At 70.6% G+C, this 23,368-nt stretch carries 21 protein-coding genes; 13 read left to right on the top strand and 8 right to left on the bottom strand.

Annotated features, from left to right (window positions below; all coding sequences use genetic code 11):
- Positions 1 to 155: 155 nt before the first annotated feature.
- The 3 genes from ACFXGX_RS03240 to ACFXGX_RS03230 form a co-directional block, all read right to left on the bottom strand.
- Positions 156 to 2,000: an ABC transporter substrate-binding protein gene (locus ACFXGX_RS03240; RefSeq protein ID WP_384784113.1), complete on the bottom strand. Its 1,845-nt coding sequence runs from the start codon at positions 1,998 to 2,000 to the stop codon at positions 156 to 158.
- A 283-nt stretch (positions 2,001 to 2,283) separates the two neighbouring features.
- On the bottom strand, positions 2,284 to 3,669 hold the full coding sequence (locus ACFXGX_RS03235) for a M20/M25/M40 family metallo-hydrolase (RefSeq protein WP_384784111.1): 1,386 nt from the start codon (positions 3,667 to 3,669) through the stop codon (positions 2,284 to 2,286).
- A 121-nt stretch (positions 3,670 to 3,790) separates the two neighbouring features.
- Positions 3,791 to 4,810, bottom strand: coding sequence for a MurR/RpiR family transcriptional regulator (locus ACFXGX_RS03230; protein WP_384784109.1), 1,020 nt, complete (start codon positions 4,808 to 4,810; stop codon positions 3,791 to 3,793).
- 128 nt (positions 4,811 to 4,938) lie between these two features.
- On the opposite strand from ACFXGX_RS03230, the gene ACFXGX_RS03225 reads away from it, so the two are divergent.
- The 3 genes from ACFXGX_RS03225 (at position 4,939) to ACFXGX_RS03215 (ending at position 9,459) form a co-directional block, all read left to right on the top strand.
- Positions 4,939 to 5,664, top strand: coding sequence for a helix-turn-helix domain-containing protein (locus ACFXGX_RS03225; protein ID WP_384784107.1), 726 nt, complete (start codon positions 4,939 to 4,941; stop codon positions 5,662 to 5,664).
- A gap of 4 nt (positions 5,665 to 5,668) precedes the next feature.
- On the top strand, positions 5,669 to 7,057 hold the full coding sequence (lysA, locus tag ACFXGX_RS03220; protein ID WP_384784105.1) for a diaminopimelate decarboxylase: 1,389 nt from the start codon (positions 5,669 to 5,671) through the stop codon (positions 7,055 to 7,057).
- Positions 7,058 to 7,395: 338 nt separating this feature from the next.
- Complete coding sequence (locus ACFXGX_RS03215) at positions 7,396 to 9,459, top strand: S9 family peptidase (RefSeq protein WP_384784103.1); 2,064 nt, start codon at positions 7,396 to 7,398, stop codon at positions 9,457 to 9,459.
- A 109-nt stretch (positions 9,460 to 9,568) separates the two neighbouring features.
- Here the strand turns inward: ACFXGX_RS03215 and ACFXGX_RS03210 are convergent, their stop codons facing one another.
- Positions 9,569 to 10,102 (bottom strand): hypothetical protein, encoded by a 534-nt coding sequence (locus tag ACFXGX_RS03210; protein ID WP_384784101.1) that lies wholly within the window; start codon positions 10,100 to 10,102, stop codon positions 9,569 to 9,571.
- Between the two features lie 275 nt (positions 10,103 to 10,377).
- Between ACFXGX_RS03210 and ACFXGX_RS03205 the strand changes: the two genes are divergently transcribed.
- Positions 10,378 to 11,496, top strand: coding sequence for a substrate-binding domain-containing protein (locus ACFXGX_RS03205; RefSeq protein WP_384784099.1), 1,119 nt, complete (start codon positions 10,378 to 10,380; stop codon positions 11,494 to 11,496).
- On the opposite strand, the gene ACFXGX_RS03200 is transcribed toward ACFXGX_RS03205, so the two are convergent.
- Complete coding sequence (locus ACFXGX_RS03200) at positions 11,453 to 11,935, bottom strand: MarR family winged helix-turn-helix transcriptional regulator (RefSeq protein WP_384784097.1); 483 nt, start codon at positions 11,933 to 11,935, stop codon at positions 11,453 to 11,455. The genes ACFXGX_RS03205 and ACFXGX_RS03200 overlap by 44 nt on opposite strands.
- Positions 11,936 to 12,333: 398 nt before the next feature.
- Here ACFXGX_RS03200 and urtA point away from each other — a divergent pair, with 398 nt between their 5' ends.
- From urtA to ACFXGX_RS03160, 8 genes are all read left to right on the top strand, one after another.
- A complete protein-coding gene (gene urtA, locus ACFXGX_RS03195; protein WP_384784095.1) occupies positions 12,334 to 13,587 on the top strand; it encodes an urea ABC transporter substrate-binding protein in 1,254 nt (417 codons plus the stop codon).
- A 103-nt stretch (positions 13,588 to 13,690) separates the two neighbouring features.
- The gene (gene urtB / locus ACFXGX_RS03190) at positions 13,691 to 14,578 is read left to right on the top strand and encodes an urea ABC transporter permease subunit UrtB (RefSeq protein ID WP_384784093.1); all 888 of its coding nucleotides are present in this window, start codon (positions 13,691 to 13,693) and stop codon (positions 14,576 to 14,578) included.
- Positions 14,575 to 15,708 carry an urea ABC transporter permease subunit UrtC gene (gene urtC, locus ACFXGX_RS03185; RefSeq protein WP_384784091.1) on the top strand — a complete coding sequence of 378 codons (1,134 nt, stop codon included), beginning with the start codon at positions 14,575 to 14,577 and terminating at the stop codon, positions 15,706 to 15,708. Before urtB ends, urtC begins: the two co-directional genes overlap by 4 nt.
- The gene (gene urtD, locus ACFXGX_RS03180; protein ID WP_384784089.1) at positions 15,705 to 16,487 is read left to right on the top strand and encodes an urea ABC transporter ATP-binding protein UrtD; all 783 of its coding nucleotides are present in this window, start codon (positions 15,705 to 15,707) and stop codon (positions 16,485 to 16,487) included. Before urtC ends, urtD begins: the two co-directional genes overlap by 4 nt.
- 5 nt (positions 16,488 to 16,492) lie before the next feature.
- Positions 16,493 to 17,185, top strand: coding sequence for an urea ABC transporter ATP-binding subunit UrtE (gene urtE, locus ACFXGX_RS03175; RefSeq protein WP_384784221.1), 693 nt, complete (start codon positions 16,493 to 16,495; stop codon positions 17,183 to 17,185).
- Positions 17,186 to 17,579: 394 nt separating this feature from the next.
- The gene (locus tag ACFXGX_RS03170; protein ID WP_384784087.1) at positions 17,580 to 18,197 is read left to right on the top strand and encodes an RNA polymerase sigma factor; all 618 of its coding nucleotides are present in this window, start codon (positions 17,580 to 17,582) and stop codon (positions 18,195 to 18,197) included.
- Positions 18,190 to 19,176, top strand: a complete 987-nt coding sequence (locus ACFXGX_RS03165) for a CU044_5270 family protein (protein WP_384784085.1) — start codon at positions 18,190 to 18,192, stop codon at positions 19,174 to 19,176. Before ACFXGX_RS03170 ends, ACFXGX_RS03165 begins: the two co-directional genes overlap by 8 nt.
- Positions 19,177 to 19,407: 231 nt before the next feature.
- Positions 19,408 to 20,007: a hypothetical protein gene (locus ACFXGX_RS03160; RefSeq protein WP_384784083.1), complete on the top strand. Its 600-nt coding sequence runs from the start codon at positions 19,408 to 19,410 to the stop codon at positions 20,005 to 20,007.
- A gap of 27 nt (positions 20,008 to 20,034) precedes the next feature.
- On the opposite strand, the gene ACFXGX_RS03155 is transcribed toward ACFXGX_RS03160, so the two are convergent.
- From ACFXGX_RS03155 to ACFXGX_RS03145, 3 genes are all read right to left on the bottom strand, one after another.
- A complete protein-coding gene (locus ACFXGX_RS03155) occupies positions 20,035 to 20,868 on the bottom strand; it encodes a serine hydrolase domain-containing protein (RefSeq protein ID WP_384784081.1) in 834 nt (277 codons plus the stop codon).
- 330 nt (positions 20,869 to 21,198) lie between these two features.
- Positions 21,199 to 21,738: a hypothetical protein gene (locus tag ACFXGX_RS03150; RefSeq protein WP_384784079.1), complete on the bottom strand. Its 540-nt coding sequence runs from the start codon at positions 21,736 to 21,738 to the stop codon at positions 21,199 to 21,201.
- Positions 21,739 to 21,908: 170 nt separating this feature from the next.
- Complete coding sequence (locus ACFXGX_RS03145; RefSeq protein WP_384784077.1) at positions 21,909 to 22,253, bottom strand: hypothetical protein; 345 nt, start codon at positions 22,251 to 22,253, stop codon at positions 21,909 to 21,911.
- A gap of 429 nt (positions 22,254 to 22,682) precedes the next feature.
- On the opposite strand from ACFXGX_RS03145, the gene ACFXGX_RS03140 reads away from it, so the two are divergent.
- Positions 22,683 to 22,898, top strand: coding sequence for a hypothetical protein (locus ACFXGX_RS03140; protein ID WP_384784075.1), 216 nt, complete (start codon positions 22,683 to 22,685; stop codon positions 22,896 to 22,898).
- Positions 22,899 to 23,368 lie beyond the last annotated feature (470 nt).

Genomic DNA, 23,368 nt, shown 5'->3' with positions numbered 1-23,368 from the left:
CTGTGTTGTGGTGGTGTGGCGCGCTGGTGGCGGCGGGAGGCCTCGTCTGTGTGACGGCGTGGGGGCGCGGGCGGCGGCGGGCGGCGCGCCGCGCGCGCCCCCGGGCGCGCCCCCGCGGCCGTGACGCCGGTGGCGTCGATGGTGTCGGCCACGGTCTACTCGCGGTCGTCGGAGGAGGAGCGGCGGCGTGCAATGAGCACTCCGCCCGCGGCCAGGACGACCACCGCGGCCGCCGAAGCGCCGATCAGGGTGCCGGAGTTGCCGCCCGAGGAGGAGGACGAGGCCTTGGCGGGGGTCGCGTTCAGGTACTGGTGGAAGGAGTCCTGCGCGGGGTAGGCGCCGGCGGAGTTCGCCTTACCGGTCACGATGCCGCTCACGCGGTCGGTGCGGTACGCGGCGAGGCCACTGGCGTTGTAGATCATGATGTTCTCGTTGGCCTTGTACAGGATGGCCTGCATCTGCCGCAGAAGATCCGCCCGCTCCTGGTCGTCGAAGGCGCTCTGCTGACGCAGGAACAGGTCGTCGTAGTTCTTGTCGCAGAAGAACGAGTCCGTGCTGCCGCCCTCGCCCTTGCTGTCAGGCAGCGCCGAGCAGGTCTGGATGCCCAGCAGGTACGTCGGGTCGGGACCGGTCGACCAGGAGTCCATCAGGATGTCCCAGTCACCCTTGGCCAGGTCGGCGTTGAGCTTGGCGGAGCTCATCGACTGGATGTCGACCTTGACGCCGATCTCCTTGAACCAGCCCGTGAGGTACGTGGACACCTTGGCGTCGCCGTCGTCGTCGGAGTGGATGCCCAGGCGGAACTCCAGCTTGCGCTTCGACTTCGGGTCGACCCGGATCCCGTCCGAGCCCTTCTTGTAACCAGCCTCGTCCAGCACGGAGTTGGCCTTGGCCGGGTCGAAGCCGAACTTCTCGGAGTCGGAGGGCTGCCACGCGTACTGCGGCAGCGACTGCGGCAGATAGCTGCCACCGACCTCCGCCAGGCCGTTGCGGACCTTCTTCACGATGGTCGCCCGGTCGATGGCGCGTGCCAGCGCCTCGCGCACCTTGACGTCGCCGAGCGCCGGGTGACCGGTGCCGATCTTCTTGCCGTCGCGGGTACGGGCGCCGCCGTTGACCTCGATGCCGCTCCAGCGGTTGCCGACCTGCTCGTAGGCCTTGATGCCGGACTGGCCCTTGAGTGCCTGGTACTGGGTGGGGTTGAGACCGCTGACGTAGTCCAACTGCCCCGAGCGCAGGGCCGCCACCGCGGCGTCCGTGTTCTTGAACGACTGCTCGATCATGTGGTCGTACCCGGGTGCGCCGAGCACGAAGTCCTTGTTCGCGTCGAACTTGGCGTACTGCTCGGGCTTGTAGTCCGTCAGCGTCCACGGGCCGTAACCGACGATCGGGAAGCTGTCGTTCTTGTAGCTCTTCAGGTCCTTGGTGTGGGATTCCCAGATGTGCTTCGGCACGATCGGGATGCCCGACACCGGGATGCTGACCGACAGCATGGTGGCCTGCGGCTTCTTGGTCTTGACGACCAGTGTGGTGTCGTCCGGCGCGGTGACCGACGCGAAGTTGCTCACCAGGGAGCCGTTGGCGGTGGCCGCCGTGGAGTTGCTCATGATCAGGTTGAACGTCCAGGCGGCGTCCTCGGCCGTGATCGGCTTGCCGTCGCTCCACTTCAGACCCTTGTGGATCTTGAAGGTCCAGGTGAGCTTGTCGCTGGAGGTCGTCCAGGAGTCCGCCAGGTACGGCTTGACGGTTCCGTCCTGCTCCACCCGGTCCAGCGCCGGGTAGATGCCGGAGAACACGTCCAGGCTGCCCGCGAAGTAGGCCAGGAACGGGTTCAGGGAGTCGATGCCGATGCCGGTGATCGGCATCCGGAGCGTGCTGCCGCCGTTGTCGGCCGCGGCGGCCGGCGCGAGGGCGAGGCTCGCGCCGGTGGCGAGCAGCAGCGACGTGGCCAGCGCGGCGGCCTTGCGGCCGATTCTGTGCACAGGGGCGGGCTTGGTCATCGTGAACTTCTCCTGGAGGTGCCGGCGGCACGGGGCCGCGAGGGGACGGGAGGTGGGGCGAGGCCGCTGCGCCGCGGACCCGGGGACGGGCCGTACGGCGCGACGATAAATGCATGCTGCACCTATTGGTCCATGCATTGGTGTGTGCATTGGTTCATGCATTGGTGCATGCATGCATGTGAACGTGCGTACGGTGGGACTGTGGGGCTCTGGTGGGCGGGGGAGCGGCCGGTCCGCGGCGCCGTTGCCGGCCCGCGCGGGGTTCAGTGGAGGTACGGGGCGGTCATCGCTCCGGGTTCCGGGGCCCGGCGCCGGTGCCGGTGCCTGTGCGCAGGAAGTCCTCCAGCACCCGCACCCCGAACTCCAGGCTGCTGACGAGGACCTGCTCGTCGACGCCGTGCACGTACCGCCACACGTCGAAGCCGGGCGGGGTCAGGCCGGGGCCGAATCCGTAGCACTGGATGCCCAGGCGGGCGAACGCCTTGGCGTCGGTGCCGCCCGACATGATGAACGGCAGCACCAGGGCCTGGGGATCGGCGCGGCGCAGCGCGGCCGCCATCTCGGCGAACTCGGCCGAGGTGTGGTCGGCGCTGACCGGCGCGGCGAAACTGTGGAAGGACCGCGAGACCTTCTCGCCGAGCAGGGCGTCCACGGTCGCGAAGAAATCCTCCTCCGCGCCCGGCAGGATCCGGCCGTCCACGGCGGCCGTCGCCTCGCTCGGAATGACGTTGTGCTTGTAACCCGCCTTCATCATGGTCGGGTTGAGCGTGTTGGCGACGGTGGCCTCGACCAGCTTGGCCGCCTCGCCCAGCTGCGCGAGGGACGCGGGGTCCGCCGGGTCGACCGTGACGCCCAGGCGGGCGGAGAGCCCCTCAAGGAGCGCGGCCACCGCCGGCACGATCCGCACCGGCCAGCGGTGCGCGGCCAGCGCGGCGAGGGTGGCCGCCAGGGTGGCGACGGCGTTGTCCGTGCCGGGCCGGGAGCCGTGGCCCGCGGCGCCGCGTGCCGTCAGGTCCATCCAGGCGCTGCCGCGCTCGCCGACGGCGATCGGGTAGAGCCGGGAGGCGTCCGGCAGATGGACCGAGTAGCCGCCGGACTCGCCGATCGCGGTGGTGACGCCCTCGAAGAGGTCCGCGTGCCGGTCGACGAGGAAGCCCGCTCCCAGCTCGCCGGTGTCCTCCTCGTCCGCGACGAACGCCATCACGATGTCGCGCGCGGGCCTCACCCCACGGCGCGCCCAGGACCGGGCGGCCGCGAGCATCATCGCGTCCATGTCCTTCATGTCCAGCGCCCCGCGACCGAGGATCGCGCCGTCGCGTATCTCCCCGCAGAACGGGTCGAAACTCCAGTCGGCGGGCTCGGCCGGAACCACGTCGAGGTGGCCGTGGACCAGCAGCGCCGGGGCGTCGCGGTCCTCGCCGGGGATGCGGACCACGGTGCTGGCCCGGCCCGGCGCCGATTCCAGCACGACCGGCTCGTAGCCGGACTCGGCGAGCAGCCCGGCGGTCCACTCGGCCGCCTCCCGCTCACCGCGGGAGTCGCCACCGCCGTAGTTGCTGGTGTCGAAACGGATCAACCGGGCGCACAGCTCGGTGACTTCGGAGATCAGCGCGGCGTCCTCGGCGGGGGAGAGAGCGCCGCCGTCCATACAGAGGGAGGGGTCGTTCATGAGGAGGAACCACTTGCTTTCCCGGCGGCAGGGCGCGAGGACAGGGCCTCTGCCGTCGATGGCTCAGCGAGACGGACTCGCGGAAACGGGGAACAGGCGGGACGGGGAAGGGAGGGGGCGGTCACCGCGCGGGCGGGGACTCGTCCTCGGGTACGGCGGGTAAGCCGGACAGGTCCGTGGTGCGGGGGCCGGGGAGTCCGGCGGCGGGTCCCGGGAGGTTCGGCGCGCCCTCCGCCTCGCCCGCAGCGGCGACGGACGGCGTCTGGCCCAGGCCGTAGCTGCCCAGGGAGCGGAAGAGCTCCGCCCGGCGCCGGTTGCGCCGGGCCGCCCCCTTGGCGCCCGCGGCGGCCAGCGCCGCCAGCACATGGGCCGCCGCCGCCACCGCCGTCGGCGAGTGATGCGGCGACTCGCTGCGGGTGTCCACCGCCAGGACGTGCGTGGCGAAGGAACACACCGGACTGGTGTAGCTGTCGGTCAACGCGATCACCGAGGCGCCCAGCGCGTGGAACTCCCGGGCCACGTCCACCGTCAGCCGGCTGTAGTTGCGGAAGCTGAACACGACCAGGACGTCGTCCGCGTGCGCGTCGCTGATCGCGTTGACCGCCGCGCCCGTCGCCGGCTGCACGAGGAACACGTCCCGCATGCTGCTGGTGAGGTCGCTGGTCAGCAGCGACGCGTACCCGGCCGACTTCAGGTCGCCGAGCACCCACCGCCGCCGCGCCCGCAACAGGGCCGCGGCCGCCAGCTCCAGCGCGCCGTTGGCCTGGAGATCGGCCAGCGTGCGACGGAGGTTGCCCTCCTCCGCGGTGATCATCCGGCGCAGCGCCGAACGCTCCCGCGGCTCGGACTCCGGATCGCGGCTGGTGAACCGCAGATCCGGCTCGGCCAGGCGCAGGCCGCTCTCCCGGGCCGCCAGCAGACGCAGGTCGTCGGTGGAGGCGACTCCGGCCGCCGCCAGCAGTCCGTCGAGGTCCGCGGCGCTCGCGTCGGCCGCCCGCAACAGTTGACCGGGGCGGCGCTCCAGCGAGGCCGGGTAGTCCTCCGCCAGCACCTCGAACAGGCGCTGCGCGGCGGGACCGCACAGCTCGGCCGCGGCACGCAGCAGTTCGAGGGTCGGCGTAGGCGCCAGAGGACCGGTCACTGCTCACCCCTCCCACTCAGGGCAGCCCACACCCGGGAATCCGGCTGGTGAACTGCATCTCTGCTGACAGTTAAACGGCGGCGTCAGATTGCTTGATCTAAGCGATGCGTGAGTCTTACTGTCGCCGCATGACCTCGTCAAGAGCCACCGGCGCGGAAAACTCTTCGGCCGATCCCCCCACTTCGCAGCAGAACTCGCGTCGCGCCACGGACGGTTCCGTACAGTCCGACGACGAATCGGGCAGCGGGACGGGAAAGACCGGCCCCACGGACACCGGTCGGGGCGCGCCGCCCGACAGCGCGGACACCGGCGACGTGCTCGCCGCCTCCGTCGCCCGTGTCCGCCGCGCCGCAGGGCTCACGCTGAGCGCGGTGGCGACCCGGGCCGGCGTCTCACCGGCCTACGTCTCGCAGATGGAGTCCGGCGCCGCCAACCCCACGGTCCGCACCCTCGCCCAGATCGCCGACGCCCTCGGCGCCACCCCCGCCGAACTCCTCGGCGGAACCGGCCCGGTCGCCGGTGCGGCCGCCCCGGCCTTCCCGCCGCGCTTCGCCCCGGCACCGCTGCTCGCGCAGGCCGACGGGCACCACGGCATCTGGGACCTCACGGCCCCCGGCGCGAGCCGGATCGGAGCCCGGCTGCTCCACGCCGACCTCGGCGACCACGACCACCCGACAGCCCACCCCGGCGAGGAGTTCGCGCTCGTGCTCGCCGGCTCCTGCCGGGTTTCCGTAGGCGGCGTCGTACGGCTGCTGCGCCACGCCGACAGCTGCCACTTCGCCGCCACCGACGAACACCACTTCACCGACCCCAGCGACGACCTGCTGATGCTGGTCGTCCTCACCGAGGAGTAGCCCCGTGTCCACCGCTCCCTCCCTGCCCGCACCACGCGCGGGGACCCCGCTGCCCGACGGTCTGGCCGCGGCCGCCCCACCCGAGACGGCCCCCGAGGTGTGGCCGCTGACCGCCCGCACCGTCGAGGGCCGGCTGTACGTGGGCGGGGTCGCCCTGGACGACCTGGCCGACGCCTGCGGCACCGCGCTGTACGTGGTGGACGAGGCCGACTTCCGCCACCGGGCCCGGCTGTGGCGCGAGTCCGGCGCGGACCGGGTGCACTACGCGTCCAAGGCGTTCCTGTGCGCGGAGATGGTCCGCTGGGTCGACTCCGAGGGGCTGCACCTGGACGTGTGCAGCGGCGGCGAACTCCGGCTCGCCGTGGACACCGGCTTCGACGCCGCCCGGATCGTCTTCCACGGCAACAACAAGTCCGTACCCGAACTGGAGGCCGCCGTCGCCCACGGCGTCGGCGTGGTGGTCGTCGACTGCCTGGAGGAGATCGACCGGCTCGCGCGCGCCGCCGCGGCGGCCGGCCGGGTCCAGGACGTCTACGTCCGGATCGCCCCCGGCGTCGCCGCCGAGACCCACGACTACATGGCCACCGGCGGCGACGACGTCAAGTTCGGCTTCCCGGTGCGCGACGGCCACGCCGAGCGGGCCGTGCTCGCCGTCGCGGCGCGTCCGTCGCTGCGGCTCGCGGGGGTGCACTCCCACATCGGCTCGCAGATCACCGCCACCGAGGGGCTGACGCTCGCCGCCGAGCGGGTCGCCGCCTTCGTCGCCCTGCTCGCCGAGCGGCACGGCATCACGGTCGGGGAGATCGACCTCGGCGGCGGCGCCGGCATCCCCTACCTGCCGGGCCAGCCCCGCCTGGACCCGGCCGCGTTCACGGCCGCCCTGCGCGCCGGCCTGGAACGGGTGCTGCCGGGCTCACCGATACGGCTTGCCGTCGAGCCCGGCCGTTCGATGATCGGCACCGCCGGGGTGACGCTCTACCGCGTCGGCGCCGTCAAGGACGGGCTGCGCCGCCGGTTCGTCTCCGTCGACGGCGGCATGAGCGACGCCCTGCGCCCCTCCCTCTACCTCGCCCGCTACACCGCGTGGACCGCCAACCGCCGCGCCGAGGGCGAGCCGGTGCACGCCGTGGTCGTCGGCCGCCACTGCGAGAGCGGGGACGTGGTCGTGCCCGACATCGCCCTGCCGGAGGACATCGCCGCCGGGGACCTCCTCGCGGTCCCCGCCACCGGCGCCTACCACCACGCCATGGCCAGCAACTACAACGCCCAGCCCCGGCCCGCCGTCGTCGCCGTACGCGACGGCCGCGCCCGCCTCATGGTCCGCCGGGAGACCCCGGAGGACCTCCGCCGCCGCGACGCCCATGGCGAGCCGGTGCGGTTGACCGCCGGGTGACCCCGGCGGGGCTCCTGTTCGCCTGGCCCCGGGCGCCCTCCGGCCGGATCCGTGCGCACCTGTCGCTCGCGCGGCATGGGTGCACGGCTTCCCGCGGGCGCCGCCGAACCGGCACACCGGCCCTGGACCTTCCTTCCAGGGGCCTTTCGCTCCGGGACTGCCCCGGGGGGCTGCCCACCGGGGCAGTCCCTCGGGACTGTCGCCCACCAGGTTTCCCCCAAGAGGGCTTCTCCCAGGGGCCGGTGACCCGCACCCCCAACCCCCGCCCCGGCAGTCCACGGCAGCGCCCACCACTCGCACCGCCGCCCAACTCCCCCTCCCGTACTCGGAGTCACCCCATGTCCACCCCGCCCCACCTGTCCTACGGCACCTGGCCGTCCCCGATCACCGCCGAAGCGGTCGCCGACGCCTCCGGATCCAGCTCCTGGCCCTCCGGGGCAGGGGAGGAGAACTGGTGGTGCGCCTCCGACCCGGCCACCGCGACCGTACGGCTGCTGCGCAACGCCCCCGGCCACGAGGAGCCCGTCCCGGTGCTCGCCCCCGGCGTCTCCGTGCGCAACCGCTCCCTCGGCTACGGCGGCAAGCCGTACTGGGTACGCGCCGCGGACCCGGCCACGGGCAGCCACCTGCTGGTCTTCACCGACCACCGCGACCAGCGGCTGTACCGCGCCGAGGTACCCCGCCTCGGGGTCGCCGAGGGCAACGCGTTCCCGGTGCCCGTGCCGCTCACCCCGGCCGACCCTTCCGACCGGGAGACCTGCTGGGCCGACCCGGTGACCGGCCCGGACGGGACCGAGGTGTGGTGCGTGCGGGAGACCACCCGCGCCGCCACCGGACCGCAGGACGCCGACCCGGCGCTCCGCACCGTGCGCGAGATCGTCGCCGTACCGCTGTCCGGTGCCGCCGCCGACGACCCCGGCGCGCTGCGCGTGGTGGCCCGCTCGCACCACTTCCTCTGCGGGCACCGGCTCTCCCCGGACGGCGGGCGGCTCGCCTGGATCGGCTGGGACCATCCCCATATGCCCTGGGACAGCTCGGAGTTGATGGTCGCCGAGCTGCACGACGGCGTCGCGGGCGAGCCCGTCCGGCTGCTCGGCGGCAGCCACGACGGCACCGAGGTCTCCGTCTCCCAGGCCGCATGGGCGGGCCCCGACACCCTCTACGCCATGGCGGACCCGGTCGGCTGGTGGAACCTGCACCGCGTCGACCTGGCCACCGGCCGGCCGACGCCCACCTCGATCACCAACGTCCTTCCCCTCCAGGAGGATTGTGCCGGCCCCATCTGGCGCGTCGGCGCGAGCTGGTTCGCCGTGACGCCGTACGGCGTGGTGCTGCCGCACGGCAACGGCCCGCAACAGCTGTCCCGTTGGTCGCCCGAGGACGGCGAGCTGACCGAACTCGCCGACGGCTGGAGCAGCTTCCAGGGCGACCTCTGGTCGGACGGCGAACGGATGCTCGTCCGCGCCGCCGACCCGGCCCTCGGCTCCGCCCTGCTGTCGGTGCCCCTGGCCCCCGGCTCCGGTCCGGCCCGACGCGCCAGGCCCAAGTCCGAGGATCCGCTGGCCCCTTGGCAGTCCCGGCCCGAACGCCGCACCGTCCACGACGCGCAGGGCCGACCCGTCCACTTCGTGCTGCACCGGCCCACCCACCCCACCGCCACCGCACCCGACGGCGAACTGCCGCCCCTGCTGGTGCAGGTCCACGGCGGCCCGACGAGTTCCACCGGCGTCACCGCCGACCTTGAGTACTCGTTCTTCACCAGCCGCGGCTTCACCGTCGCGGACGTCGACTACGGCGGCTCCACCGGCTACGGCAGGGCCTACCGCGACCGGCTGCGCGGCCAGTGGGGAGCGGTGGACGTCGACGACTGCGTCACCGTCGCCCGCGCCCTGGCCGCCGAGGGCCTGGCGGACCCCGCCCGTACGGCCGTGCGTGGCGGCTCGGCCGGCGGGTGGACCACCCTGGCCTGTCTGGTCCACACCGACGTCTTCTGCGCGGGCACGGTCCTCTACCCGATCAGCGACCCGGCACGATGGCGGGCCGAGCAGACCCACGACTTCGAGTCCCGCTACGTGGACACCCTCGTCGGCGTCCTCCCGCAGGACCAGGCTCTGTTCGACAAGATCTCACCCGTCGCGAACGCCGACCGCATCACCGCGCCGCTGGTGATGCTCCAGGGCGCGGACGATTTCATCTGCCGCCCCGACCAGGCCACGTGCATCGTGGACAACCTGGCCGAACGCGGAGTGTGGCACCGCTTCCTGCTCTTCGAGGGCGAGGGACACGGCTTCCGTCGTGCCGACAGCGTCCGCCGCTCCCTGCTGGCCGAAGTCGCCCTCTACCGCGAGGCCCTCGGCGCCCACATCGCCCCCGACGTCCCCTTGGACACCGACGCCCTGTGATCCGGCACGGCCGGGCGACACCCTGTGTGTCCCCGGCCGTACGAGTGGCCCATGGTCTCTGCGCATGTTCCGGGACTGTGGCCGGTTCGGACGGCACCAGGCGGGCCGGTCAGTAGCCGCCGTTCGGTGACGATGACGAGGTCTTGGTGATCGCCTTGCCGTCGGTGCCCAGCACATACCACTTGGCGCCGAAGGCATCGAGCCCCTGCCCGTTGGTCTGCCCGGCCTTGGTGTCGTCGGCGAACGTGTAGAGCGGGTGCCCCTTGTACGTGACCTGCTTCGAGCCGTCGCTGCGCGTGATGGTCGACAGCAGCTTGCTGTTGACGCCGCCTCCGGCGGTCGGCTTCCCGTGCGCCTTCAGCGGCGGCCAAGCCTTGGCGCAGTCACCGTTGCAAGTGGACTTGTTGGTCTTGTCGGACTGGAACAGGTAGAGGGTGTGCCCCTTGCTGTTGACCAGGATCTTGCCGAGCGAAACGGACTTCGTGGACACCGTCGCTGAGGACGAGGTGCTCACCGTGGATCGCGCTTCCTGCACGCTGCGTGCCCCACCGTGGCTGCTGCCATCGGCGTACGCCGCGGAGGTCGCGGACAGGAAGAGTGCCGTTCCGGCGGCTGCGATGAATGCTCGGGTGTGGTACTTCACGAGAAGTCCTCCGGCTGCGATCGCCTCGGAGTGTCTTGCGGCCGTTGTGCTTCGCCGCGCATCGCGCACCTTCCATTACACCCCAAAGTCGACAACCCGGCCACAGGGCCGTCCCGCCACACGCTCTCGCCAACTCGATCTTGCCCGTGAGTGGCGTGGTGGATGCTGCCCCGCGCCCCTTGCCGCACTGCCCGCTCGCCTTCCCATGCCTACGAATCGGTTTCGATCCCGGCCGGTGCTTGGGTGCTTCAGCGCCGTCGGGCAATCATGTGAACATGCGCCGGCCGCTCCACCTCTGCACCCCTGAGTGGTTGACGGTCGACGATTCGACCCTGAACGTCGCGCTCGTCTACCCGATGCAAGGGCCCGCCGGGATCTTCGGTCCCGCCTGTGAGGCGTGCGCGCGGCTGGCCGCCGAAGAGATCAACAAGGCCGGCGGCGTGCTCGGCAAGGAGCTCCGGCTGCTGGAGGTCGACGGCGGAGCCCGACCGGAGAAGGTCGCCGAGGAGGTCGAGGCACTGGTGGCGACCGGTGCGGTGCATGGGGTGACCGGCTGGCACATCTCCTCGGTCCGGCAGGCCGTGGCGCCGCGCATCGCGCACCGGGTGCCGTATGTGTACACCGCCCTCTACGAAGGCGGGGAGCGCACGGACGGTGTCTTCATGACCAGTGAGACGCCGGACTGGCAACTGCGGCCCGCCATGCGGCTGCTCGCCGAGACGCGGCGGGTGCGCAGATGGTTCGTCGTCGGCAACGACTACGTCTGGCCCCGGCGCACCGCTCGGGCCGCCCGCCGCTACGCCCGCGCGCTGCGGGGTGGACGGGTCTGTGGTGAGGCGTACCTGCCGCTGAATACCGAGGAGTTCGTCGATGTGCTGCGGCGCATCGAGCACGCGGACGCGGACGGGGTGCTGATGCTGCTCGTCGGCAGCGACGCGGTCCGCTTCAACCGGGCCTTCGCCGCCTCGGGCCTGGACCAGCGGTGTCTCCGGCTCAGCACGCTGATGGACGAGAACATGCTGATGGCCAGTGGCCCGGAGGCGACCGGCGACCTGTTCAGCACGGCCGGATACTTCGCCTCGCTGGCCAACCAGGACACCTTGGACTTCCACGGCCGGTACGCCGGCCGCTTCGGCTTCGAGGCACCGGCCCCCGGCAGTCTCGGCGAGTCGTGCTACGAGGGGGTGTTGCTGCTCGCCTCGCTCTTCGAGCGGGCCCGCACCCTGGACGTCTCCGCGATCTCGGCCGCCGCCGAGACCGTCTCCTACGAGGGTCCGCGCGGCCTGCTCCACCTTCATGACCGGCATGTCCGCCAGCGCATCTACCTGGCGGAGGCGGCCGGGCCCGACTTCAACGTGCTGGCCCAACTGCCTTCCCCGTACGACCTGTTGTGACACGGGCCGGATCGGCCGCGAGCCGTCCTTCCAGGGCCTCCGCCAGCCGTGTGAGCAGTTCGTCCAGCTCCTCGCCCGCGGGCAGATGCTCCAAGTCCGCCCAGTCGGACCGCACTTCACGCGCCAGCAACTGCCATCGCTGCTTGCCCCGTGGGGTGAGGTGGGCCAGGACGCGGCGCCGGTCGGCCGGGTCGACACGACGGTAGACCAGGTTCTGGTCGACGAGTTGGTCCATCAGTTTGGTGAGGCTCGGAGCCGGCAGGAAGGCGTGGTCGGCGAGGGCCGTCATGTTGTGGCCCTGCCCGTCGGAGAGCAGGTCGAGCACCCGCCACGCCTCCACGGAGCACTCGAACTCGTCGAGGACGGACTGCACTCGGCGCACGGCGAGACGTTCGGCCCGCGTGAGCAGGTAGAGCAGTTCCTGGGGCCGTCTCGCCATGGTGCTCCTCCACTCGTGCTCGCCGACTGCTGCTTGAGCCTAGCGTCGATCAACGGGCCCTTGAAAAAGGGGAATCAGAATAACTGATCCTTTCCCTGGGAAGCATTGATCGCCGTTGCCGCAATGTCCCCGGCCGGCCGCATTCGGAAGCGGCTTCTTCAGTTTTCGCCGACCGCGTTAGTTTCACCGGAAACTGTTCTTCAATTGCTCCGAAACGCGGTTGAAACAGTTTCCCCGCAGGCTGTGGTCGCACTTCAGCGACCAGCCCGGACACCACCCCGGAACGGCTGGGGAACCCGTGCGTCGACACCGCCGCCTCTGAAGCGCTTTCCCCTCATCCCCCTCCCCAGAGTCTTTCCGCTCGCTTCGTATCGCCCTTCGGGGCAAGGAGGTTGTGCATGTCCGGGTTCAGTATCAGCAGACGCGGTCTCCTGGCCGGTATGTCGGCCGCCGGCGCATCCGCCGCCCTCAGCGCGTGCGGCGCCAAGACGGGCGACACCACATCCACCGGCTCCGGCGCCAAGGCCGACACATCCGGCGACACAGTCAAGGTCGGCCTGCTGAACTCGCTCTCGGGCACCATGGCGATCAGTGAAGTCACCGTCCACAACGCGCTGTTGCTCGCGGTGAAGGAGATCAACGCCGCCGGTGGCGTGCTGGGCAAGAAGCTCGAGGCCGTCAGCCAGGACGGCGCCTCCGACTGGCCCACCTTCGCCGAGAAGGCGGAGACCCTCATCAAGGACGACAAGGTCGTGGCCACCTTCGGCTGCTGGACCTCGGCCAGCCGAAAGGCCGTCAAGCCGGTCTTCGAACGGTACAAGTCGCTGCTGTTCTACCCCGTGCAGTACGAAGGCCTCGAGCAGTCGCCGTACATCTTCTACATCGGCGCCACCACGAATCAGCAGATCGTGCCCGCGCTGGACTACCTCAAGAAGCGGGGCCTGACCAAGCTCTACCTGGTCGGCAGCGACTACGTCTTCCCGCGCACCGCCAACAAGATCATCAAGGCGTACGCGAAGGCCAACGGCATGGAGGTCGTCGGCGAGGACTACGCCCCCCTCGGTTCCACGGAGTTCGGCACCATCGTCAACAAGGTCAAGGGCGCCGGCGCCGACGCCGTGTTCAACACCCTCAACGGTGACTCCAACGTGGCCTTCTTCAAGGAGTACAAGTCCGCGGGCCTGGCCGCGAAGAGTCTGCCGGTGCTCTCGGTCTCCATCGCCGAGGAGGAGGTCAAGAGCATCGGCACCCAGTACCTGGACGGCCAGCTCACGGCCTGGAACTACTACGAGACCACCCCGGGCGCGGCCAACACGAAGTTCGTGGCCGCGTACCAGGCGGCGTACGGCAAGGACAAGCCGACCTCCGACCCGATGGAGGCCGCCTACATCTCCGTCCACCTGTGGAAGGAGATGGTCGAGAAGGCCGGGTCCTTCGACGTGGCGAAGGTGAAGGCCGCCTCCGACGGCATCGAACTCGACGCACCCGAGGGCAAGGTCACCGTGGACGGCGCCACCCAGCATGTCTACAAGACCGCCCGGATCGGCAAGGTCGGCTCCGACGGTCTGATCACCGAGGTGTGGAACTCCGGCAAGCCGGTCAAGCCGGACCCGTACCTCAAGGGCTACTCCTGGGCTTCCGGACTCTCCTGAGCCACGCCCCGCCCGGTACCGGACCCGGCCCTCTCCAGGGGCCGGGCCACGCCCAGGGCACCCGCCCGCACCCGCACCTCCGTCCCCGACCCGGAGCCGACCCATGACGGTCATCCTCAGCCAGTCCCTCACCGGCATCAGCATCGGTGCCGTCCTGCTGCTCATCGCCCTCGGCCTGACTCTGACCTTCGGCCAGATGGGTGTGATCAACATGGCGCACGGCGAGTTCATCATGGCCGGCGCCTACACCACGTACGTGCTGCAGAAGTCCATCAGCAGCGCGGGCGCCTCGCTGCTCATCGCCCTGCCCGTCGCCTTCCTGGTCGCCGGAGCCATGGGCGCCCTGCTGGAATGGCTGCTCATCCGCCGCCTCTACGCACGCCCGCTGGACACGCTGCTCGTGACCTGGGGCGTCTCGCTGATGCTCCAGCAACTCGCCCGCGACATCTTCGGCGCCCCCAACGTGCAGACGGCCGCGCCCGACATCCTCACCGGCAACATCTCGCTGGGCGGCGGCATCACCTTCGCCAACAACCGCCTGTTCATCCTCGGCCTGGCCCTGCTGAGCGTCCTCGCCCTCACCCTCATCCTGAAACTCACGCCACTCGGCCGCCGTATCCGGGCCGTCGTCCAGAACCGCGACCTCGCCGAGGTCTCCGGGATCGCCACCGGGCAGGTCGACCGCATCACCTTCTTCGTCGGCTCGGGCCTCGCGGGCGTGGCCGGTGTCGCCCTCACCCTGGTAGGCCCGATCGGCCCGACCATGGGCACCAACTACATCGTCGACGCCTTCCTGGTCGTCGTCGTGGGCGGCATCGGACAGCTCAAGGGCAGCGTCATCACCGCCTTCGCGCTGGGCATCCTCCAATCGGTCCTCGAATACTCGACGACGGTCAGCGTCGCCAAGGTCATCGTGCTCGTCGTGATCGTCGCCTTCCTGCAGTGGCGACCCCAGGGCCTGTACACGCTGCGCACCCGGAGCCTGGCATGACGACAACGACCACTCCCACGTCCGCCGTGGCGACGCCGCCCCCGTCCTTGCCGGAGCGGTTCCGCGTCCCCGCCGGGTTCGCTCTCGGCGCCGTTCTCCTCCTCGGCGTCGCGCCAGTCGTTCTCTCCGACTTCCGCCTCAACCTCCTCGCCAAGTACCTGTGTTACGCGATCGTCGCGGTCGGCGTCAGCCTCGCCTGGGGCCGTGGCGGGCTCATGGTGCTCGGCCAGGGCGTCTTCTTCGGCCTCGGCGGCTACGCCATGGCCATGCACCTCAAGCTCACCGACGCGGCCGCCACCGGCGAGACCCTGCCCGACTTCATGCAGCTGTACGGCACCGGCGACACCCTGCCCTGGTGGTGGAAGCCGTTCGCCGATCCGGCCTTCGCGCTCGCCATGACGGTGCTGCTGCCCATGGCGGTCGCCGCGCTGCTCGGCTTCTTCGTCTTCCGCCGCCGGGTGAAGGGCGCCTACTTCGCGATCCTCAGCCAGGCGCTGGCCGCCGCCCTCTCCATCTGGCTGGTCGGCCAGCAGGCCACCACCGGCGGCACCAACGGCCTCACCGACATCCACGGCTTCCTCGGCTACTCCCTCGACGACCCCGTCAACCAGCGGATGGTGTACTTCATCATCGCCGTCGTCCTGCTGCTCCTGATGATCGGCGCCCGCCAACTGTTCGTCAGTCGGTACGGTGAACTCCTCGTCGCCGCAAGGGACTCCGAGGAACGGGTGCGCTTCCTCGGCTACAACCCGGCCAACGTCAAGCTCGTCGCGTACGTCCTCGCGGCCGGCATGGCGGGCCTGGCCGGCGCCCTCTTCGTCCCGGCGGTCGGGATCATCTCCCCGGCGCTGATCGGGATCGTGCCCTCCATCGGCTTCGTCATCGGCGCGGCGGTCGGCGGCCGGGCCTCGCTGGTGGGCGCGGTGCTCGGCGCGATCGCGGTGGCCTGGGCGCAGAGCGCGCTGTCCGACGCCTTCCCCGCCGCGTGGACGTACCTCCAAGGTCTGCTGTTCGTGATGGCGGTCGGCTTCCTGCCCGGCGGTCTCGCTTCCCTGGGCGTCGTCCTGCGCAGGCGCCGTACCTCCACCGCCACCGCTACCACTACTCGTAAGACGGGAGAGACGGCATGAGCGGCGAGGGACTGACCGTCCGCGACCTGCGGGTGACCTTCGACGGCTTCACGGCCGTCGACGGCGTCGACCTGGACATCCACCCCGGCGACCTGCGCTTCCTCATCGGCCCCAACGGCGCCGGCAAGACCACCCTGGTCGACGCCGTCACCGGCCTGGTGAAGGCGACGGGCTCGGTGCGCTTCGGCGACCAGGACCTGCTGGGCAGGCCGGTTCACAAGATCGCCCGCATGGGGATCGGGCGTACGTTCCAGACGGCCACGGTCTTCGAGGAACTGACCGTCCTGCAGAACCTCGACATCGCGTCGGGCGCCGGGCGGGGCCCGTGGACGATGCTCCGGCGCCGCAAGGACATCCCCGTGCCGGTCGCGAACGCCCTGGAGACCACCGGGCTGACCCACCTGCGCGACCGCCCCGCCGGCGTCCTCGCCCACGGGCAGAAGCAGTGGCTGGAGATCGGCATGCTGCTCGTCCAGGACGTGAGGCTGCTGCTGCTCGACGAGCCGGTCGCCGGCATGAGCCACGACGAGCGCGAGGCCACCGGCGCGCTGCTCCAGCTGATCAGCACGGACCGCACGGTCGTCGTCATCGAGCACGACATGGACTTCATGCGCTCCTTCGCCCGCAGCGTCAGCGTCCTGCACGCCGGCAAGGTCCTCAGCGAGGGCACCGTCGCCGAGGTCCAGGCCGACGCCAAGGTCCAGGAGGTCTACCTCGGCCGCACCGCGGAACCCGAGCCCGCTCCCGCCACTCCCGTGGCCGTCGCCGAGGAGGCGTGAGCCAGATGCTGGAGATCAGCTCCGTCCAGGCCGGCTACGACCGCACCACGGTCCTGCACGGCGTCACGGTCACGGTCCCCAAGGACGGTGTCGCCACCGTCCTCGGCCACAACGGCGCCGGCAAGAGCACGCTGCTGCGTGCCGCCATGGGCCTGATCAAGCCCAAGAGCGGCACCGTCCGGCTGGACGGTGAGGACATCACCCACCTCGCCCCGCACCAGCGGGTCGCCCGCAAGATGGCGTATGTCCCCCAGGGCCAGCAGTCCTTCCCCCACCTCACCACCGCCGAGAACCTCCAACTCGTCGCCGACGGCCGCCCCGACGGCAGAGCGGCGACCGACGAGGCACTGGACCTCTTCCCGGTCCTGCGCGAGCTGTCCGGCCGTCGCGCCGGCCTGCTCTCCGGCGGCCAGCGGCAGCAACTCGCCATCGCCCGCGCGCTGATCACCCGCCCCAGGCTCCTGCTGCTCGACGAGCCGACGGAGGGCATCCAGCCGTCGGTCGTCGCCGAGATCGAGGAGACGATCCTCGCCCTCACCCGGCGCGGTGGCCTCTCCGTCCTCCTCGTCGAACAGCACGTCGGGTTCGCCATGCGCGCCGCCCAGCGGTACTACGTACTGGAGGCCGGGCGGGTGACGTCCTCGGGCGAGGGCGGAACAGCCGCCGAACAGACCGTACGAGCGGCGCTCAGCGTGTGAGCCCGGCCGTGGACGGTCCGGGCAAGGTGGCCGTCCCTCACGACCGTCGCGTCGTCATCCTGTGAGGGGGCATCCCCCAGGGACATCCTTGGGACCGTCCCGGAGGCGGTAGGGGTGCCCGCGCCCCTGCCGTCCGTCTCCTGTGCCGAGCGGGGCAGTTCGGGACCGGGACGGAGTTGGGCAGGTGGCCTCGTCGCGGCTGCCTCAGGCGCGCGGTGCCGGGCATGAAGCAGATCGGGAAGCGCACGCAATGAGCAGGTCTGACCACGCGGCAGCGCAGGAGGTCCGTTGTCGCTACGCGAGGGGCTCGAGGGAACTCGCCGGGGGCGAGCGGCGAAGGAGAGATGAAAGCCCAAGCCTTCGAAGCACGTTCCCTTGAACGAGAGGAGCCCCGATGACCGTCGAGCCAGGCGTCCGCACGGGGGCGGAGAGCGATGCCTCGGTGATTGCACGGTCCCGGGATGAGCCCGAAGCATTCGCCGCACTTTTCGACCGGTACGCCGATGAGGTACATCGCTACCTGGCCCGTAGGCTCGGTGGCGAGCCCGCCGACGACCTCATGGCGGAGACCTTCACCACCGCCTTCCAGCAGCGCCACCGGTACGACCCTTCGCGGGCCCCGGGCGACGGCGCCCGGCCCTGGCTGTTCGGTATAGCGACCAATCTGGTCGGCCGACACCGGCGGGCCGAGGGCCGCCGCTTCAAAGCCATGGCCCGCATCCCGGCTCCGGCCGATCACGAGGAGCCGCTGGCCGACCGTGCCGCGGCCCGGGTGGGGGCACAGGCCGTAGGCCGTGAACTGGCAGCGGCACTCGCCGCACTGCCCGCACGGCACCGGGACGTACTGCTGCTGGTGGCGTGGGGCGGTCTCGGCTACGAGGAGGTGGCCCAGGCCCTCGGTGTCCCCATCGGCACGGTCAGATCACGGCTGCACCGGGCCCGCGGCAAGCTACGCGAAGCATTGGGCGGATCCGATCCGACGACACTGCGAGAGGTACCCGGCCATGACTGACGAACTCGAACTCCTGCGGGACTGGGACGCGGACGCCGTCCCGCTCATCGACCCGGTTCGGGCGAAGGCCCGCCACCGACTGCTCAACACGATCGCACGTGCGCAGCAGCACCCCGGCCCAGCCCCCAGCCGACGGCACGCGCTGCGCCTCGCGACAGCCGCGGTGGTCGCCGTGGCGGTCACGGGAACGGCGGTACTGATCACCGAAGGCGCCGACGGCGACAGCGACCGCCCCGGCCGGGCCGACCGCGCCTCGGGCACAGCGAGCCCGAGGATGGAAAACGTCAGCGCCGTGACCGTGCTGAACGGGGCGGCGGCGCAGACGGGCAAGGACGAGAAGCCTGTGGCGCCGCGCGACGACCAGTTCATCTACTCGAAGCGGATCATCAAGGAGACGGAACGCAGGACCGGCGCCGTCAAGACCTACGAGGACGTCAACTGGGACTCGGTGGACGGCTCCAAGCGCTCCCTGACCATGGAACTCGGCCGGGTGATCTGGGAGGAGCCCTTGAAGAACGGCGAGAGCGTGTGGCCGCCTCGGGAGTGGAGCAAGCTGAAGAAGCTGCCCACCGACCCGGAGAAGCTCATTCCGGACATCGCCGGCGGCGGACATTCCAGCAGGTCGACGAGCGACTTCACCGAACAGGAATGGTTCGACGCCTACTTCATGCTCGGTGAGCTCCTGAAGTGGCCGGTCCTGCCCCAGGGACTGCGTCCCGCCGCGTACAAGGCGCTGGCCCTGGTGCCCGGTGTCGAAGCAATTCCGGGAGTGAAGGACTCAGCCGGGCGCACCGGGGTGGGGATTTCCTACCCCAAGAGTCCGTTCGCCAAGGGTAAGTACCTCATCTTCGACCCGGAGTCCTATGAATTCCTGGGGTTCCGCGACGAACGGACTTCGGCGTCCGGCGACAAGACGTACATCCAGTTGTCACACGTGGTGGACTGGGCCATCGTCGACCGGATGAAGCAGCGCCCATAGCCTCACGGTCTCGTTCGGGCGCGGCCGTTGCCGATACGGAAGCGTGAAAGTGCCTTCCTGGCCCGGGACTCCAGGCGGAGGGCACGTTCCGGCGTGGACTGTCGGGCTGCCTCCCCAAGCCCCGCGCCGCTCCGAAGGCTCGGCGCGGCCGGCTTCGGACGGCGGAGAGCGAAACGGGATCCTGGACAGATCAGGCAGACCCAAGTGGACGAGACCGGAAGACAAGACCCTGTGAACGATGATCGAGTCGCAGCAACAGCCTTGGTACGCGCGGAGTACCACCTCTTCCAGATCACGGATCCGCAAGGGCCCGTGGCCGACGACCTCGACGCAACCCACAACGGGCTCGTATCCGCTGTCGGCGGCGTCATCGAGGTGGCAACCGGGATCCACACCGGCAACGTCCGCGTCACGGTCGAGCCGCACTCCCAGCGACCCGACCCCGTTCCGGGCTGGGAAGAGATCGCTGAGATGCCATGCCATTCCCCCTCCGGGGAAGTACTGGTCACACCCATGACGGACGACCCCGCCGATCTCTCCACGCTGGCTTCCCAAGGCCCGGGCCGGTATCGGTTACGCGTCCACGCACTCGGCAGGGACACGGCTGTTGACGAGACCACGGACGACGTCGTGGAGTCCTACCTGATCCAAAGCTGGCCCGCCGCCCACCAGGACGCCTTCCTGGTGAAAGCGACCGACGCCTACGGAGCCCAGGTACGAGCCCGACCGGCCGACGACACCCTCGTCATCGACCACGAGGACTCCCTCGACACCCAGACCGGCCGGGAACGCGACATCCTGCGCCGGGCCGGACACGGCGACTACTCCTAACCGGAGTGCTCCTTGGCCGCCCCGGCATCAGACTCTGGGCCCGATGAAGCGTCTGAGCGTGTCCAGGGCCATTTTGTCCGTCACGGCGCTTCGACCGGACAGGCGGTGAACAAGAATCCAGCCCTGCGGTGAGGCTCCCGCGAAAACGGACGCGCCGCCTGTCGCGCCGTTGTGCCACAGAAGGCTTCCCGCCTTCTGCCAGGCCGGTGCCGGTTCACCCAGCCTGCGGTCGACAAGCAGGTCGGTGAGGAGGCGGGCGGTGGCCCGGGGAGTGGCCCACAGCCCGCCGGCGGGAAGAATCGCGCCGTCCATGGTCCAGGCCCGGCGAGGCCGGCCGAACAGCCCTGTGCGGCGAAGGCGTCTGCCGGACGGCGGATCGGCGGCGACATCGGCGATGCCGAGGGGATCGAGGAGGTGGCGGTGCAGCAGTTCCTCGTACGGGGTGCGGGTGGCCGCGACCAGAGCGGCACCCAGGAGCGCGTATCCGAGGTTGGAATACTCCTCCGCCGTCCCCGCGGGAGCCGTGACCAGGGTGTCGAGGTTCCGTACGACCGAGTCCAGTGTGTCGGCGTCGAAAGCCACGTAGGGATCGCGCCCGCTGATGCCGGGAGGCAGACGAGGAAGGCCCGAGGTGTGCTCGGCAAGCCGGCGCAGGGTGATTCCCGTGCCGCTGGGCGTCGGCAGGAACAGCTCCAGCGGGTCGTCGAGGCCGAGGACTCCGTCGTCGGCCAAGGCGGTCAGGACGGTCGCGGTGAGCGGCTTGGTCAACGAACCGATCTGCACGAACAGGTCGGGATTGTGGCCGTGAGAGATCTGGGGTGCCTGAAAGCTGCTGAGTATGCAGGTGGGAACTCGGATCATGATGATCTTCTGTCGTGTGTTCGGGGCAGCGCGCGCGCCGCCGTGCCGTCGGGTGTGCGGTGCCGGTGGGTGGCTGTCCGGCGATGGACGAGTCGAGCGGTCTCCCTGGCGACGGCCACCCGCTGGAACAGGCCGATGATCGCGGTCCGTTCACCGGGGCGGACCACAATGCGCTTCGGTCCGGGAGGAGTTGAGCGGTGGCGGGCCAGTTCCGCGACGACGTCAGCAGGTCCGACGGTGCGGGAGGGGCCTGGACGGACGGATGCGGGCAGTGGCCTGCGTGGAGTCACGCTTGCCGCCCTTCGGCGAGTGGGTGCGCGGGGCACCCGCTCAGTCCGAGGCGAGCCAGAGCTCGAGGAGAGCCTCCCGCTCGCGCGACCGGAGAATTCTGGCCGGCCGAGTCTGTACCCACCACTCGGTCATGACGGTGGGGGTGGCGGTGCCCCGTGTGAAGCGGCTGATCAGCCGGCGGGAGAGATCGACCTCGCGCCCGGAGTAGGCCACGGCGGCGCTGGAGTGGACGGGCGTCAGGACTGTGCCGTCGGGTGCGGTGATGGATACGGTCATCTCGGTGGGACTGCTCGGCACCCAGGCGTCCAGGGCCGCGGCGGCGAAGCTCACGGCGTGGGTCGTCCAGCGTTGCACAGTGGAGCGGACCGGGACTTCGGTGACTTCCAGGCCCGCTATGCCGGACCAGGCCCAGTCACGTTCGTGCGGACCGGTGACGCGGGGCCCTGAGGCCTTGAGCGCCACGCGAGGAGCCGGTGGCGTCGCCGGGGCACCCACGTATACGCCGTCTGCCGAGACCCAGAACAGTCCCACCGTGGTGCCGTCGTCGTCGTGGGATCGGAGGGGCGGGTCTGTTTCCATCGCCTGTCTGTCTCTCCTTGGTGGAATGCTGCATCCGCGAGCTTGCACGGCGCCCGGTGTCGAAGTGCGGCCTTCCGGCCGAAGGCGCCGGCAAGGCTACACCGGCTCCTCCGCGAGCGTGACTTCGGCTGTGGGGTCGCCTGGCGCCTTCTCGTTCCTGGCTCTCCGGCTCAGCCGGGCGGCCAGATTCGCCGCGGTGGAAACGGCCTTGCCGAGTTCCCTGTCGAGAAAGACGAGGTGACTCGGGTGAGTTCGGCGTCGTACTGATCGGCGTCGAAATGGAACGCTGGGGGCCGCACCTCGTCTATGGGCACCTGCCAGTCGGACCACTCCACGATCCGGCCTTGACGCTGCACGAACACGGACAGGTAGCCACAGCATCCGCCGGTGCACTCGGGCTCGCCCAGCACGACACGTCGCCCCTTGCCGGTCGCCCAGAGGGGACCGTGGCCGTGGGCGGGCAGCGCCTCCTCCGCGAACGGGCCGCGGCCTCCTTCTCCGACCGTCTCCGCCACGACTTCCTCGCCGTCGATCCGGACCCGCAACTGGGCAGCCCATCGGGGGCCCGGTGGCAATGTACTGACCTCAAGCCGATTGAACACCCGAGCACCCTAAGCGGGATCTGCCCGCCACAGGTTCTCTTCTGCCGCCGAGGCGATGTCGACGAGCCGGCCCTGATCAGTGAAGGAGCCGTAGGAGGACACGTGACCGCCGCTTTCCACAAGGATGCCCCCAGTGCCCGCAACCGCACCGGACCCTGGCGGTTTGACGGAGAGGCCATCCGTGGTTCGGCTCGTGACGGTCTGATGGCGTTCGCCGGGGCTGCCCGTCCGGGCTGGCTGCGGCCATCCGAGTGTGCTGAAGCCGTGTCAGGCGACGGACCGAAAGCCGATTGACCATGCTGGGCGGGAATCAACACGCTGTCCAGCGACGAGGAGTACGGCATGCCGATGGACTCGGTGGCTAGATTTCTGGCGGCTCTGAACCCGGAGGATCGGCAGACTGTCGACGCCGCACCACGTGATGAGCAGGAGCGACTTGCTGCGGCCTGGGAAAGCGAGTTGGAGGCAGACGTCGAACTCGACACGCTCGACGAGTTGTCGCCGTCCGCGGCAGAGGAAGAGGCGGCCCGCCGTGTCCTGCAGCGCAGAGAAGGCTGACCCCCTGCGGCACCCGCGCCGGCGGCGGCGCTCGCAGGTGGCATCCGCGACGGCGGTGGCCCGCTTCCGCCGCGTATGCCGGGAGTTGCCGTCACTGTTCCGTACTCCTGGACGCGCGAGCGTCAACGCGAAGCGGCGCTGTCCGTCGATGCTCCAGGCCGGACACCGCCCGGGGCGATGGCATCCAATGCGTCCCAACGCCTCTCGGAGAGCTCTCCGCTGTATGCCACGCCCGTTTCCCCGGCGGCACGCCTTGCTGTGACGGAGCGTTGATGCTCGGGGGCTGGTCCGGTCTGCTGTCCGGGCCCTTGGTTTGGTGGCCTGACTTCCTTGCGAGTGGCGTTGACGGTCCGGGAGTCGGGGGGGGGGGGGGGGGCGCGCCGGCCGGGGGGGGCCGCGGCGTCGCGCGGGCAGGGGGGGCACGCGGGGCGCGCGGGGGGGCTCGGGCGCCGCTCGGCGGCGGGTCGCGG

Origin of the sequence: Streptomyces sp. NPDC059371, assembly GCF_042751995.1 — a bacterium.
Lineage (GTDB): Bacteria > Actinomycetota > Actinomycetes > Streptomycetales > Streptomycetaceae > Streptomyces.
This window is presented reverse-complemented; position numbering and strand designations above follow the sequence as displayed.

What these genes read in the sequence shown, in the direction of transcription:
- ACFXGX_RS03240 (WP_384784113.1), bottom strand. Translation starts at nt 2,000, where the DNA reads ATGACCAAGCCCGCCCCTGTGCACAGAATCGGCCGCAAGGCCGCCGCG.
- ACFXGX_RS03235 (WP_384784111.1), bottom strand. Translation starts at nt 3,669, where the DNA reads ATGAACGACCCCTCCCTCTGTATGGACGGCGGCGCTCTCTCCCCCGCC.
- ACFXGX_RS03225 (WP_384784107.1), top strand. Translation starts at nt 4,939, where the DNA reads ATGACCTCGTCAAGAGCCACCGGCGCGGAAAACTCTTCGGCCGATCCC.
- ACFXGX_RS03215 (WP_384784103.1), top strand. Translation starts at nt 7,396, where the DNA reads ATGTCCACCCCGCCCCACCTGTCCTACGGCACCTGGCCGTCCCCGATC.
- ACFXGX_RS03205 (WP_384784099.1), top strand. Translation starts at nt 10,378, where the DNA reads ATGCGCCGGCCGCTCCACCTCTGCACCCCTGAGTGGTTGACGGTCGAC.
- ACFXGX_RS03200 (WP_384784097.1), bottom strand. Translation starts at nt 11,935, where the DNA reads ATGGCGAGACGGCCCCAGGAACTGCTCTACCTGCTCACGCGGGCCGAA.
- urtA (WP_384784095.1), top strand. Translation starts at nt 12,334, where the DNA reads ATGTCCGGGTTCAGTATCAGCAGACGCGGTCTCCTGGCCGGTATGTCG.
- urtB (WP_384784093.1), top strand. Translation starts at nt 13,691, where the DNA reads ATGACGGTCATCCTCAGCCAGTCCCTCACCGGCATCAGCATCGGTGCC.
- urtC (WP_384784091.1), top strand. Translation starts at nt 14,575, where the DNA reads ATGACGACAACGACCACTCCCACGTCCGCCGTGGCGACGCCGCCCCCG.
- urtD (WP_384784089.1), top strand. Translation starts at nt 15,705, where the DNA reads ATGAGCGGCGAGGGACTGACCGTCCGCGACCTGCGGGTGACCTTCGAC.
- urtE (WP_384784221.1), top strand. Translation starts at nt 16,493, where the DNA reads ATGCTGGAGATCAGCTCCGTCCAGGCCGGCTACGACCGCACCACGGTC.
- ACFXGX_RS03170 (WP_384784087.1), top strand. Translation starts at nt 17,580, where the DNA reads ATGACCGTCGAGCCAGGCGTCCGCACGGGGGCGGAGAGCGATGCCTCG.
- ACFXGX_RS03165 (WP_384784085.1), top strand. Translation starts at nt 18,190, where the DNA reads ATGACTGACGAACTCGAACTCCTGCGGGACTGGGACGCGGACGCCGTC.
- ACFXGX_RS03155 (WP_384784081.1), bottom strand. Translation starts at nt 20,868, where the DNA reads ATGATCCGAGTTCCCACCTGCATACTCAGCAGCTTTCAGGCACCCCAG.
- ACFXGX_RS03150 (WP_384784079.1), bottom strand. Translation starts at nt 21,738, where the DNA reads ATGGAAACAGACCCGCCCCTCCGATCCCACGACGACGACGGCACCACG.
- ACFXGX_RS03140 (WP_384784075.1), top strand. Translation starts at nt 22,683, where the DNA reads ATGCCGATGGACTCGGTGGCTAGATTTCTGGCGGCTCTGAACCCGGAG.